The sequence below is a fragment of the Peptacetobacter sp. AB845 genome (assembly GCF_047528295.1).
Taxonomy (GTDB): Bacteria; Bacillota; Clostridia; order Peptostreptococcales; family Peptostreptococcaceae; genus Peptacetobacter.
The window spans coordinates 1,839,409-1,853,887 of record NZ_CP180001.1; the positions used below are offsets into that span (position 1 = coordinate 1,839,409).

Annotated in this window: 14 protein-coding genes; 1 reads left to right on the forward strand and 13 read right to left on the reverse strand. The window is 30.2% G+C overall.

All coding sequences use genetic code 11. The annotated features are described in order from the left end of the window. Positions 1–137: 137 nt before the first annotated feature. Both ACK2WO_RS08565 and ACK2WO_RS08570 read right to left on the reverse strand, forming a co-directional pair. The gene (locus ACK2WO_RS08565) at positions 138–464 is read right to left on the reverse strand and encodes a Fe-S cluster assembly protein HesB (protein WP_178411360.1); all 327 of its coding nucleotides are present in this window, start codon (positions 462–464) and stop codon (positions 138–140) included. Positions 465–651: 187 nt separating this feature from the next. After that, positions 652–786, reverse strand: a complete 135-nt coding sequence (locus ACK2WO_RS08570) for a hypothetical protein (protein WP_414697470.1) — start codon at positions 784–786, stop codon at positions 652–654. Positions 787–1,422: 636 nt separating this feature from the next. Between ACK2WO_RS08570 and ACK2WO_RS08575 the strand changes: the two genes are divergently transcribed. Continuing rightward, positions 1,423–2,283, forward strand: a complete 861-nt coding sequence (locus tag ACK2WO_RS08575; protein ID WP_414697471.1) for a YitT family protein — start codon at positions 1,423–1,425, stop codon at positions 2,281–2,283. Positions 2,284–2,330: 47 nt separating this feature from the next. Here the strand turns inward: ACK2WO_RS08575 and bcp are convergent, their stop codons facing one another. The 11 genes from bcp to ACK2WO_RS08630 form a co-directional block, all read right to left on the reverse strand. Next, entirely contained in the window at positions 2,331–2,792 is a 462-nt protein-coding gene (gene bcp, locus ACK2WO_RS08580) for a thioredoxin-dependent thiol peroxidase (protein WP_414697472.1), read from the reverse strand. 423 nt (positions 2,793–3,215) lie between these two features. Further along, positions 3,216–3,578, reverse strand: coding sequence for a NifB/NifX family molybdenum-iron cluster-binding protein (locus ACK2WO_RS08585; RefSeq protein WP_118549155.1), 363 nt, complete (start codon positions 3,576–3,578; stop codon positions 3,216–3,218). 57 nt (positions 3,579–3,635) lie between these two features. Next, positions 3,636–4,460 carry an MBL fold metallo-hydrolase gene (locus tag ACK2WO_RS08590; RefSeq protein ID WP_414697473.1) on the reverse strand — a complete coding sequence of 275 codons (825 nt, stop codon included), beginning with the start codon at positions 4,458–4,460 and terminating at the stop codon, positions 3,636–3,638. 143 nt (positions 4,461–4,603) lie between these two features. Beyond that, positions 4,604–5,524, reverse strand: coding sequence for an ATP-binding protein (locus ACK2WO_RS08595; protein WP_414697474.1), 921 nt, complete (start codon positions 5,522–5,524; stop codon positions 4,604–4,606). Further along, positions 5,496–6,395, reverse strand: a complete 900-nt coding sequence (locus tag ACK2WO_RS08600) for a 4Fe-4S binding protein (protein ID WP_414697475.1) — start codon at positions 6,393–6,395, stop codon at positions 5,496–5,498. The genes ACK2WO_RS08595 and ACK2WO_RS08600 overlap by 29 nt, the downstream gene beginning before the upstream one ends. A gap of 1 nt (position 6,396) precedes the next feature. Continuing rightward, positions 6,397–6,765 carry a NifB/NifX family molybdenum-iron cluster-binding protein gene (locus tag ACK2WO_RS08605; protein WP_414697476.1) on the reverse strand — a complete coding sequence of 123 codons (369 nt, stop codon included), beginning with the start codon at positions 6,763–6,765 and terminating at the stop codon, positions 6,397–6,399. Positions 6,766–6,859: 94 nt separating this feature from the next. Continuing rightward, positions 6,860–7,273 (reverse strand): DUF134 domain-containing protein, encoded by a 414-nt coding sequence (locus ACK2WO_RS08610; protein WP_414697477.1) that lies wholly within the window; start codon positions 7,271–7,273, stop codon positions 6,860–6,862. A gap of 354 nt (positions 7,274–7,627) precedes the next feature. Further along, positions 7,628–8,605, reverse strand: a complete 978-nt coding sequence (locus ACK2WO_RS08615) for an ATP-binding protein (protein WP_414697478.1) — start codon at positions 8,603–8,605, stop codon at positions 7,628–7,630. Next, positions 8,606–9,055, reverse strand: a complete 450-nt coding sequence (locus ACK2WO_RS08620) for a DUF4869 domain-containing protein (RefSeq protein ID WP_414697479.1) — start codon at positions 9,053–9,055, stop codon at positions 8,606–8,608. A 109-nt stretch (positions 9,056–9,164) separates the two neighbouring features. After that, the gene (locus ACK2WO_RS08625) at positions 9,165–12,575 is read right to left on the reverse strand and encodes a cell wall-binding repeat-containing protein (protein WP_414697480.1); all 3,411 of its coding nucleotides are present in this window, start codon (positions 12,573–12,575) and stop codon (positions 9,165–9,167) included. Positions 12,576–13,157: 582 nt separating this feature from the next. Further along, positions 13,158–14,414 carry an NAD(P)-dependent oxidoreductase gene (locus ACK2WO_RS08630; RefSeq protein WP_414697481.1) on the reverse strand — a complete coding sequence of 419 codons (1,257 nt, stop codon included), beginning with the start codon at positions 14,412–14,414 and terminating at the stop codon, positions 13,158–13,160. Between the last annotated feature and the right edge of the window lie 65 nt (positions 14,415–14,479).

Sequence of the window (14,479 nt, forward strand, 5' to 3'; positions counted from 1 at the left end):
ATTATAATTTCCTTAGGAATAAAAAAGATACCTTGATAAATTACTCTTATCAAGGTATCTCAAACTAGGATATATAGTTATATTTCTTGCAAAATAAACTATTCTTTTTTGTTGTGATAGAAAAATTGTTCTACAGATTATTCTCCGCAGCATCCACCGCAACCACCGTCGCAACTGCAGCTCTGTCCTACCATTGATTCTGGTATTACTCTGAATCCAAATCCTGTATCTTCTATTACTATATCTCCATAAACTTCATATTCTTTAGAAGCCATTACGAAGTTTAATCCTTCTACTTCTGTAGAAACATCTCCTTCTTCCATTTCATCTAAAGCTAATCCGAAAGATGGCCCACTACAAGCAACACCCTGGAAATATACTCTTATATTCTGTGGTTTATCAGTATTTTCAGCTAATATAGATTTTAAAGTTTCTATTGCTGTATCTGGAACTGTTATTTTCATTTTATTACCTCCAAAATAGTTATTTTTAGATTTTACACTATACTCCTATATTAATACTTTTTATGAAATAAAAAAAGATGCCTTTGTAAAAAAGACATCTTTCTATAATTCGCGCTTTATTTATAGTTTTTTTCTATTTAATTATACAAATATTTCTATCTATATAACTTGGCATCATATGCGAATATTATTCGCAACATCCACCGCAACCACTGTCACAGCTGCATCCCTGTCCTACCATTGATTCTGGTATTACTTTGAATCCATATCCTGTATCTTCTATTACTATATCTCCGTAAGCTTCATGCTCTTCCTTACTCATTACGAATTTTAAATCTTCGTGTTCGTAAGTTAAGTCGTTATCTTCTACCTGATCTAAAGCTAGACCAAAAGCTGGTCCACTTCAAGATACTCCCTGGAAGAATACTCTTATATTATCTGGCTGAGTTGGATTTTCTGCTAATATAGATTTTAAAGTTTCCGCTGCTGTTTCTGGAACTGTTATTTTCATTTTGTGTTAATCCCCTTTCAATTATTAATTGTCTGTAGTTTGTTAATACCCACTTGGGTATCTCCTAAACAACTTTACTCAAATATTATACCACAATTGCTATTTTGAGTGAAGTTTTAAATACTTTTTTTCTATAATATTATCAATATAATCTATATTGACTCTTGTTTATTTTTATACCCACAAATTTTCTTTTATATCATGTTTTTTATTTTTTTGTATTTTTTATTTTAATTTCTCATCAATATAATTTTTCTATAAATTTATATAAATTTAAAATTTTCTAATTTATTTTTATTTTTAAATAATAAGTATATTTAAATAATTCCTTTATTTATTTACAGAAAAATGTCGATATTATTTTATTTTTTCAATTTTATTATTTTTATATTTATGTTATAATGATATTGTTATTTAAGAGAAAATTTAATATTTAGGAGGAATAAAATGCAAGAAAGTAAAAAATCAGCAATACTAGAATTTTTCGGTCTTATTTTAGGATGTATATCTATGAGTGTTGGGATAAATGCATTCCTTAAACCTCATACAATAGCTCCTGGTGGGTTAAGTGGGTTATCAGTAGTTTTAAATAAGGTTACTGGGATACCAGTATCTGTAATAATGCTTATAATAGGTGTTCCACTTGTTCTACTTACTTTCAAAATAATGGGTGTTAAAAACTCAATGAAAACTCTTTTCGGTACTTTACTGTTCTCATTTATGGTACAGGCTACTGATGGATTATCTCGTATGAATTTAACACATGATGCACTACTATCAGCAATAGCAGGTGCTGTTCTTATCGGACTTGCTCTAGGTATAATGTTTAAGGTTGATGCTTCAACTGGAGGAACGGATTTAATAGCACTTATACTTAGTAAGAAATTCCCTAACCTAAAACCAACTCAGTTTATGAGCTGCCTTGACGGTATGGTCGTAATATCTGCTGGTATAGTAAACAGAAGTATAGAAACAGCTCTTTATTCAGGATTAGCTCTTTTCATAATAGTTAAAATCGCCGACATAGTAATGGAAGGATTTGAAAGTTCAAAAGCTTTCTTCATAATAAGTGAAAAAGAAGAAGAACTAAGATCTGCAATAACTAGCGAACTTGATAGAGGTTTAACTATAATAAATGCAAGAGGTGGATATACTAACGAAAATAAAGACTTATTCCTTGTTGTGCTTAATAATAAGAGACAGGAAAATGGACTTAAAAAATTAGTAAAAAGAATAGATCCAAAAGCTTTCTTAATCGTTACAGATGTTCATGAAGTACTAGGAAATGGATTTAAAGAAATAGAATAAAATTATAGGCCTATCGTAATAATTCGATAGGCCATTATTTTATCTAATTACATATTTTCTACTAAATTCAACATTTTTTCTGGATCTTCAGCAGCTTTTACCTTACCATTCGCTTCAATGATTACCCCTTCCTCATCTATAAGGTAAGTAGTTCTCACAACACCCATTGCAACTTTTCCAAAATTCTTCTTTTCTTTCCATACATCATAAGCCTGAATAGCTTCTAATTCTGTGTCTGAAAGAATTGTGAAAGAAAGTCCCTGTTTTTCTTCAAATCTCTTATGTGATGCTACACTATCTTTACTAATTCCAAGAACAACAACACCATTTTCCTCAAACTTAGGTGCTCTCTCACTATAACCACAAGCCTGTTTTGTACAACCAGGTGTATTATCCTTTGGATAGAAATATAGAAGAACCTTCTTTCCTCTATAATCCTCTAAACTATGCATATCTCCGTTCTGATCAGGCAGTGTAAAACTTGGCGCCTTAGTACCTACTTCTAACATATCTTATCCCTCCATATAAAACAAATTTAATAAATTTACTATTTCATTAATATATTCATTATATACCCATATTATAACATTTATAAACTTCTTATTCACATTAGTCATCAAGAAATAAAAGAGCGTCTTCTAGTAAAAATTTTTTAATCTGATTCTTTCCCCTAAGTATGTTTTAATATTTTTTTAAAATATCAGAATTGGTTTGTTACTATATTTAAAAAGCGACTCTTTTTAGGATTTGGATAACATATTAAATTCCACTGACAATCTGCATGGCACTTTTTTCAATAGCTTCGAGCAGCGCTCGAACTAGACAGAAAAAGTGCCGAAGCCTGGAAGGGAATTAATATGTTATAAAAATCCGTTTAAAAAAAGAGGTTGCTGCTAAATATCGCAACAACCCCTCTGTATTTCAACGAAATATTAATGTCCTCCGCATTCTCCATGGTGTTCATGTTTGTTACATACGCTTCCAGTTGATTTTAAGTTTCCAGCTACATAAGCTTCCACTGCAGCTTTAGCTTCACCAGTTGCACCTGTTATAACTTCTATATTCTTTTCATTGAATATTTCTATGGCGCCACCGCCCATACCGCCAGATATTACAACTTTAACACCCATATCATTTAAGAAATTAGGTAAAAATCCTGGTTTATGTCCTGGGTTTGCTATTGATTCTTCTTTAACTATTTTTCCGTCTTCAACATCAAATATATTGAAGTTTGAGCAATGACCAAAGTGTCCTGCTACCATTTTTTCTTCACTTGCTACTGCTATTTTTAACATTTCAAATACCTCCATATAATAACGTCATAAATTTGCGACTGAATTTAAATTATTTATTTATAAAGTCTCAACAGATCCTGAGGCTAAATAATCAATCTTATCTCCCATGATTTCTTTAAGTCTTTCATATGCTGGAATTCCTGTGCAATGACCTGTATAGAACTTAGCTCCTGTTTCTAATAAGAATTTTCCTACCTCATCTACATAACTAAAATCCGCATCTGCGTCTGCATTTTTCCAAGAGAAATGGAATCCTCCTATAACAAAATCTGGATATTTTCCTTCGTTTTTGTAGAACTGTTTTAGTATATTAACTATTCCATTGTGTGAACATCCTGTAAATAGGACATACTTTCCATCTTCTTTTATAATAGTATTTTGCTCATGTAAGAACTTATCTTGAACTATTTCTCCATTCTCTTTCATAAAAAGACCTGAATTTGATGCAGGTAATGGAGTTTCGTGTGCTACATCTGAAAATAATTTAATATCTTCGTCGACTTCAAATACTCCCTTAGTTTTTACTATCTGAGGATTTTCTTCAAGATTTTTATCCATTCCAATGTATTTTATTTCTCCGCTGCTCTTAGAAAAATAATCATCAAATCCAAGTTCGTGCACATAAACCTTTGCTTTTTTATTTACTTCAAGGAATTTGTTTAATCCACCAACGTGGTCGTAATGCCCATGTGAAATCACAAGACATTCTACATCAGATACATCTACTCCCATTTTTTCAGCATTTTCATAGAATAAATCTGTCTGACCTGTGTCTATCATAAGCTTTCTTCCATTGTTTAACTCAATATAAAAACTAAGCCCATGCTCAGCCTTTATATCTTCATTTACAGATGTGTTCTCGCAAAGTGTTTTTATTATCATAGTTTAACATCTCTTTTCCCAAAATATTTTATATCATCATTTTATAATGTTAATATCTAATAATCTGTTTTATAGTATTTTAATATTTCATAATATATTTATAATATTTGCATTTTATAATATATTTTATTGTGGTTAATATTCTATAGTGTTATTACGTTTTCATAATCCTTTCCTTTAGAAACTTTCTCTGTTTCTTCAAAAAGCATATCAACAACCTTATTATATACCTCTCTAACAGCATTTCCAGAAGGACAATCTACCTCAACTATAGTTTTTCCACTGTTTATCGCCTTAACTGCCTCTGTGTCATAAGGAATTTTTCCTACTAGAGAAATATTATTTTCTTTACAGAATTCTTCTATTCTATTTGTATTTTCTATATTAGTATCGAATTTATTTACACACACCGCAGTTTTCACTCTAAATCTCGCTGCAGTTGTTATAATTCTCTCCATATCGCTCATCCCAGAAATAGAAGGCTCTGCAACTATTAGAAGTGCATCCACACCATTTAAAGAAGCTATTACCGGACAGCCAATTCCTGGAGATCCGTCTATAACGGCTATTTCTACATCATCAGTTGCATTATCTCTCATATTTTTCTTAACTTCTGTGACAAGTTTTCCTGATGTACCACTTCCCATATACAACTTAGCTGTTGAAAATACTCTATCTCCTTCTTTGTAAAGCATAGTATCTCCTGCAGCTGATTTCTGCATTGTTATCGCATCTGAAGGACATACATATTCACACACGCCACATCCCTCACAGCCAAATTTCTTTACAGAAAAATCTCCATTTTTTTCCATTATGGAATCAAATCTACAGTTTTCCATACATTTTCCACATTGGATACATTTATCTTGATCTATTACTGCCTTTGGAAGCCCATAGTACTCTTTCTTTTCAGGCTCAGTTTTTTTACCTGCCACAAGATGAAGGTTTGGAGCATCCACATCACAATCAGCATAAGCCTTTGTATTTGAAAGCTTTATAAATGAGCTAGCCACAGTAGTCTTTCCAGTTCCACCTTTACCGCTCAGTATAAGAAGCTCTTTCATGTTGCACCTCTCCTTTCACTGTTTCAAGTATATTTTTAAACAATTTATTGTATTTTTCACTTTCTCTAGCTGCTATTTTTGCATTTGAGTTTATCTCTCCAAGCTCTTTTTCAAAAGGAACTCTTCCAAGAATTTTAATTCCTTTTTCTTTACAGAATTCTTCTGATGGGTTTTCTCCGTCTAAGCATTTATTTAGCACCACTCCAAATGATTTACCAAATAAACTAACTAACTCATACACCATTTCTAAGTTATGTGCTCCAAATGCTGTCGGTTCAGCAACTAACACACAAAAATCAGCATCTTTTATACTTTCCATTACTATGCACGCACTTCCTGGAGGGCAATCTATAATAGAAAGTTTTTCATTACCTGTTGCACTATTTTCTGTTGCACTGCTTTTTGATTTTCTATTTTCCTCAAGTAATTTCTCTATTATAGGAACTCCAGACACCTCACCAGTATTCAAAATCCCTGTGTATACATCAATTCCCTGAGATTTTCCTTTTTCTATTTTTCCTATTACTTTATCTTTTTCAGTAATTGCATTTTCTGGACATAGTAGCGAACAGCCACCACATGAATGGCAAATATCTCCAAATACAATTGGTGCCTTTTTTATAAATGCAAGTGCATTAAATTTGCAGAAATCCACGCATTTTCTACAACCACTACAAAGTTCTTTATCGACCTCAGGAATTTTTACAGATACATTTTCCTCTACAATTTCTTCTGGTTTAAAGAACAAATATCCATTTGGCTCTTCTACATCGCAATCTATATAAGTAGCTGATTCTGATGCTGCAGCCATATTTACTGAAAGAAGGGTTTTTCCTGTTCCACCCTTTCCACTAAGCACTGCTATATTCATACTAGTTTGCACCATGTCCGTGGAATCCAGCGTGGATTTCAGTTAATTCCTCTAATTTTCCTTCTTTGAAAGCTTCTATATTTTCTCTTGCAGTTCCCTTAAATGTTCTATACATCTTAACTTCTCCTGCTTCAAGAACTTCGGCTGCATTTTCACCACATCTCGGTGTTAAAAGAACTTCCACCTCAGCATCAACTATTGTCTGAGATGCCTTAATTCCTGCACCATCTGATTCTGCTATTGCACTATTGTCTAAAATTTCTTCATTTCCGTTTTCTGTGTCGTATATTAGGAAGTATGGTGTACGTCCAAATGATATACAAACCTCTGAATCTATATTTTTTTCGTCTACTGGTATAGCTATTCTCATAATTTTACACGTCCTTTGTTATTTTTAATATTTATTCTCTTTAATCTTTATTATTTTAAATTTCTTTTAAATTTGCACCTATTTCTACCTCAAACTACTTTTCTTCATTTGAATTTTTTTCTAAGTTTAAAATTTCTTTTTCTTGTTGTTCTTTTTCCATCATCTTTCTTTTTCTACATTTCTTACATCCTCGCATACATCCCATTCCTGAGCCTTCTGTAAGAACATACTCCCCACCTTTTATAACTAAAACACTACCATTTACAAGAGATTCCGCAAGTTTCTTTCTCGCACTTGTGTAAATTCCCTGTACTGTAGTTCTTGCGATATTCATCTGCTCTGCACACTGAGTCTGATTAAAACCTTCAAGATCTATTAATCTTATTGTTTCATACTCGTCTACAGTCATCGTTATAAATTTTCTTTCTGATTCAGGAGCGTCTATCGGTCCAAATCTTTCATTTTCTGGAAGACCGCAAACATTTCTCCATTTAATTGGTCTAGGCATAAAACACCTCCTAAGTTATCGACATATGTCACTTACAACTATAATTATACTCTGTTTATGACATATGTCAATAAAAGTTATCACAATTTCTTTTTAACAGCCTATTTTGATCAATCACAATTATTTGCTCTCCAGGCTTCAGCGCCTCGCACTTTTATGTAATACATTTAGTGGCTGCGAGGCGCTTGCAGAATTGTCGATGCAAATTAATTTGTGATTACACAAAATATACGGCTGATTAAAAAACATCCTGTGACGACGATTATACAAATACCGGAGAAGTTTTTAAAATTACTTCAAATAAAAAATGCTACCATGAAATTAATCATAGTAGCACTTTTTAATCAGTATTTATTAATTTGAATTTATTAATCTAAAAGGTAATACATCTAAAATTAGCTCTTTTATACCTTTACTTGTGTAAAACTCTTTTAATTTGTGTTTATTATATTGTTTACGTCTATCATTTAAAGTTTCATATTCTAATAATTTGAAATAATAATCTTCCCAACTATTATATTCTAGGGAATCTGCATAGTCATATGTACAATTAAGTTTTTCTTCTATATTAGGAATATCTTCTATTACACCTGATTTTAAAATTATCCATTCAAAAGACTCTGGAAAATATACATTTATATTTTTATATTTGCTTATATAAGTAAATAAATCACTTGAATATGGACCATATGCTGCTCCATCAACAATAGCTAAAATATTTTTATCTTTAGATACATCCTCTAATTTTGTAACTACATTAGAATTCCCTTTTGCAGACTCACAGTTTGGAAACACAGATTCAAAAAACTGGAACCCTGATGCTTCATCTTCTAGTATCAATAAATCTGGGTTATCATTAGGACTACTCTTATACATAGGAACTAGCTCATTATATACGGGAGAAGTTGTATTATACTTTCCAGAACTAACTATTTCGTATATTTCTTCTATACTATATAATAATTGAGAAAGCTTTTTATTAGTATCTTTTCTAGATATAAGAACAAAATAATTGTCATACTCATAAAATAAACACTTATCTACAAATCTATATCCCTCATCAATAAATACTATTCGCTTGCTATATTTAGGATTTTCTGATTTTGCATCCTGTTTAAACATCTCCCAAGATGTTTCTCCTGTTATTACTAATGTTTCGCAATCGCCTATAAATGCAACATTTTCTGGGTGATCTTGATGTTCTAATAGCAGTTTTATTAATGAAGTTTTTCCAGTTCCACTATCGCCTCTTATAATAGTTATATTTCTTTTTATTTCAAAATCATAGCTAACAAATCTATCATAAATTTTTATTCTATATTTTCCCTTCATTTACTCACCCCTTAGAGCAATTCTAGCTTCTCTAAAATAATCATCAAAATTATTAACTACATTACCTGTATTAAGTATCTTTATTTCAAAGTCAGTTCCAAAATCCATTATATACTCCAATGTAACTGTAACATCCTTATTTTCTGCTATTTTTAACAAGTATGGAGCACAGTTATTTCCACAGTGAGTAGCATTAAATATATGCTCATTATCATTATCTATCAATATCAAAGTCTTTGTACCTCCAGACAATCTATCTGGGGACATCGCTCCAAAAACAGGACTTTGAATTAAATTGGGTCCTATAACTTCAGATTTATCTACAGCCTTTATTATCTCCTTAGATAAATCTTTTACCAACCAATTTGGATCATACCAATGGTCAAAATATGAATCGGGATTATAAATATATTTGCTTCCCTCTTTATCTCCAAAGTAAATATTTAACATCTCAACACCGCCTTTATTATAATAATATTATAACATTATTTGTATATATAACATATAGCAATGAAAAATGCTACCATGAAATTAATCATAGTAGCATTTTAATTTATTCTTATTCAAAGCTTATTTCAAAGTCCATTCCTCCAACCTGAACAGCTTCTTTTCCTTCTAATTTTTTATAATTTGAATTTTTAGATACTAGTACCATTCCATTTTCTTTTGCTAATAATGATGCTGTTAGTGCATCTACTAAAGTATCTCCTTTTGCAAAGTATACTTTCTTAGAATCATAATAGAATTCATCTATTACTTTTCTATTTGTTGAATATCTATCAACACCCGCAATTCTATCTGCATTGTATTTGTCCGCTAACTGATTAGATACAACACTTCTTCCACCAATTACATAATATGTAACTCCCGCTTTTACAGGATGTGTAGAAGTTTTTCCGTTAGTTAATAATATTGGAGCACCGTATTTTGCTGCAACTGATGATACAGACATTGCATCTGCTTCACCTTTCGCACCATTAACTATAAATGCCATCTTGTATCCACCAAGCATATTAGCTATTTTTGCTGATGTTTCATATCTATCTTTTCCAGATATTCTTGTTATATTTTTGCCTTTTAACTGATTTTCTACCTTTTTAGAAATTGCACCTTCTCCACCTATTATGTAGACATTTTTAGCATTTTCTATTTTAGCCATAGCTTCAACAGGTATACTGTCTTTTTTTACTAGTAAAATTGGAGCATTTTTCTTACCAGATAATGATGCTGCTGAAAGTCCGTCAGCCATTGATTTATCTGAATTTACTAGTATTACTGAGTTGTATGAAACATTGTTCTTAACTAGCTCATCTGCTATCTTAGCTGCTGTTTCATATCTGTTCTTTCCTACTATTTTAGATGTTATGTTGCCTGGTTTGTTTGGTTTTTCATCAGGTTTCTGGTCTGGTTTTTGTTCAGGAGTTGTTGTTCCACTTCCTCCACCAGAACCTCCTCCTGGATTAGGATTAGGGTTTGGTTTATCTGGGTTTTCTCCTTCTAAATGTAAGAATACCCCTAAATTTATTTTATCTTTTCTTCCACCACATTTATATTGATAAGATATAAAGTCTGGAGTTTTTCCATTCCATTTTATTTTTGTACCATCAAAATATAAATTATTTAATTTTACTTCTTCTGGATTTAATATTACTTTATTATTATCAATTTCATTCTTAGTTATACCATACTCTTCATATAGATCTATATAATCTTTATTCTTTAAATCAAAACTAATTTCTGTATGGAAGTAATTTTCTACATCATCATAATCATATTCAAATTTAAAATTATCATTTACTAATATTTTACCTTCTGTTTCACTTGAAGAAATTCTATATAAATTTTTATTTGTAGATAAATCTAAATTCTTTAATCTATTGTTAGTTAAATATACTTCTTGCAAAGCTGTATTTGTAGATAAATTTATATTTGTTAAGTTATTATTTTTTAGATTTAATAATACTAATGCTGTGTTTGCACTTATGTTTATTCCTGTTAAATCATTGTCTTCTAATATTAAAGTTTCTAATGCTGTATTTGCACTTAAATCTATATTTGTTAATTTATTTCCCTTTAATACTAATTTTTTTAACCCTGTATTATTTACTAAATTTATACCATTATTTTCTTTTATTTTTGTTTCTGATGCATATAAATTTTCCAATGCTGTATTCTGTGATACATCTATTAATACTAAATCTTTATTTTTGCTACAGTCTAAAGTCCTTAGTTGTCTATATTCTGATAAATTTAATTCTGTAAATGCATTATCTTGGCAACGTATAATTTCTATATTACTTGGTAATTTAATTTCTGCTATAAAATTATCTCCAAAATTTACTTCTTTTAAATTTGTATTACTTAAATCTAGTTTACCTTTCAAATCATTCTTATAACAATTTAATGATTCAAGAGCAGTAAAAAATTGTATTCCATCTAAATTTTCAATATCAGAGTTGCTAATGTCTAAATCTGTAATTCTAGCTAATTGTTCACTACTTATCTTTTGATCTTCTTGTACTCCTGTTATTTGTGTTATTTTCTTTCTAAAGTTTTTATCTTTAAAATTGCTTTCATTTAATATAACGCCTTCACTAGGGAAATTATAATCTAAATAAAAATTTACCGTCATTTTTATCGTATTATGATTTCCTCCAGTATCATAAACATATGTTACCTCTCTAGGCTTTTTATCTCCTAGTTCTAACTTTCCATCATCTTTTTTAGTTACACCTTCAGTTTTAACATCTACCTTTGACATATTTATTCCAGGGAATAGCTCTTCTAAGTCTAAATAATTTCGTTTTGAATCTATACTTATATTATAAAAGTTTGATTCAATAGATTCTGGATATTTAATTAATGCATTTTCATTTAAATTTACATATCCTAACCTTGAACTATTTCTTATACCTATACTTTGTAATTTACTTGACTTTGGTAAATCCAAAGATTTTAATTTAGTACCATTAATAACTATACTTACTAAATCTAAACACTCTTTTACATTTAATTTTTCTAAACTTGTACATCCACTAAGTTCTAATTGTTGTACTTTTGTATTTGTTGATAGGTTTAATTCTGATATTTTTTCATTATCATTTAAGTATAGATTTTCTAGAAGAGTAGCTCTTGAGAAATTATAATTTTTTACATTGTTTCCTTTTGAATTAAATTCTATTAATTTTTCATGTGGCAATAAATCAATATCTTTAATTGCAGTATATGATATATCCAATTTTGTAATCTTACTATTATCTTTATTTAATTTTAAATCTACTAAATCTTTATTACTTGATAGACCTAAATCTAATAATTTTTTATTTCCAGTTAAATCGATTGATTTTAGTGAGTTTCCATTCAAATTTATTTCAGTTAACATTTCACATTGATCCAATTTAATACTTGATATATTATTTCCGTAAGCTTCTAAATTTGTTAGTTCTGTACTAGAACTTAAATCTAAATTTTGTATATTATGATTTCCATAACATTCCAAATACTGTAAATTAATGTTTGATATGTTCAATTCAGAAGTATTATTTTTATTGAAACGTAATTTTTTTAGTTTTTTATTCTTTGAAAAATCCGCTTTATTTATATTTTGTCCGGAACATATAAAGTCATTTAAATTAACAAATTTTTCTATCCCTTTTAAGTTTGTTATTTTTGTTCTTGAATCATCATAAAAATATAATATACCTGTATTTTTTATATTATAAGCTGTTATTACACCTGTTCCATCGTTTGGAATTTTAAATTTTTCTGCTAATCTTTCTCTAAATGCATCATCTGGGAAGTTAACCTCATTCAATTCTACATCTTTTATTTCCTGATCTACAACATTTCCTCTCTCAATTCCTACATTATCAACACTACTCACAGCAGCCTCAACTGGCATAGCAACTGAACTAACTGTAATCGCTGCAACCATCATCATAGCAGCAACCTTATTCCTATTCTTATTCATACAACACACCCTCTCTTAAAACATAAAACGCTAAAAATCAACAAAAAAAGGACACAGTAATTGTATCTAACAAAAACTGTATCCTCTATATACATCTATTAAAAAACTGCATAACAAAACTACAGACTTACTTGTCTGTCTGTCTGTCTGTCTGTCTGTCTGTCTGTCTGTTCAGATTTTCACAAACCTTCAACATATCTGTCAACTCCTAGCAATTTTATATTTCATATTTTTATTTTATATAATATGTATAAAATATTATACCATTTTACAAATTAAATTTGAATAAAAATATTAAAATTTATAATAATTTTTAAAAATATACAAGTCTCTTATACTCACAAATTTTTCCAACAAAAAAACTACTGTCGAACATTCTTTACAAAATATTCAACAGTAGCATTTTTAACTTCTCTCATGTGCAAACAAATTTATAAACTAAGGACAAGATGTATAACTACTCTAAAGCGACAATACTGCAAGCGCCCCATACCTATAAATGTATTACATAATAGTATGGGGCGCTGAAGCCTGGAGCAAAGAGCAGTTATACTCTTGTCCCTCTATTTTATAAATTTGTTATTATTTTTCTCTTTTACTAGTTAAGTATCTATCTATAGATTCAGCTGCTTTTTTAGAATTAACAACAGCTTCTATAACTGTACTTGGTCCTGAAGTAACGTCCCCACCTGAGAATACACCATCTCTAGTTGTTTCACCGTATTCATCAGTTACTAGAAGTCCCCATTTGTTTACTTCTAATTCTGGGTTGTTTTTAACGATTGTATTTCTTGCAGTCTGGCTTATAGCTATTAACACAGAATCACATTCGTATAATTTTTCGCTTCCTTCTATCATAACAACTGATTCTCTTCCGTCTTCACCTTTAACTCTGTGAGTATCAGCGAATATTACACCTTCTTCAGTTATTTCTATTGGAGCTTTGTATGTATCAAATACTACTCCATCTTCTTTAGTTTCTTCTATTTCTGCTTTACAAGCTTTCATATCGCAGAAGTCTTTTCTGTATGCTATTGTAACTTCATCTGCTCCATAACGTTTAGCACTTCTTGCAGCATCCATTGCAACGTTTCCTGCACCTATTACTATAACTTTTTTACCTAAGTTATATCTTTTTGGTGATCTTAAGTAGTTTATTGCATATAATGAGTTACCTAATGTTTCACCTTTTATATCTAATCTCTTTGGACTCCAAGTACCAGTTCCTATGAACACAGCATCGTATCCATCGTAGAATAATTTATCTATAGTTATAACCTGACCTATTGCAGTATTTGTTCTGAACACAACTCCAGCTTCTTCTAACATTCTCATCATATCTTTAACTATTTCTCTTGGTAATCTGAAATCAGGTATACCGTATCTTAATATACCACCAACTCTACCATTTTTTTCGAATACAGTTACTTTGTATCCTTTTTTAACTAATTCAGTAGCTATAGTTAAACCTGCTGGACCTGAACCAACTACCGCAACTCTCTGGTTTTTAGGTTCTTCTTTTATAATTATTTTTCCAGTTTTTAAATATTCTCTTGATATGAATTCTTCTATTTTGTAGAATTCTACTGGGTCTTTTTTGATTCCTTTTATACAGTGTCCAAAACACTGGTCTTCGTGAGGACATACCATAGCACAGATTGCTGACATTGGGTTGTTGTCGAATAGTATTTCCCCTGCTTCTTCCATTTTTCCTTCTTTAAATAGGTTTATTATGCCAGGTATATCTGTATGAACTGGACAGTTTGTTCTACAACTTGGTTTTTTGCATAATAAACATTCATTCGCTTCATTAACTAAAAATTTACTTACATCAATCATTTCTTTATACTCCCTCCATTAATTAATCGCACCTAGTCTAAAATATCATATTTCCAAATGTGTTT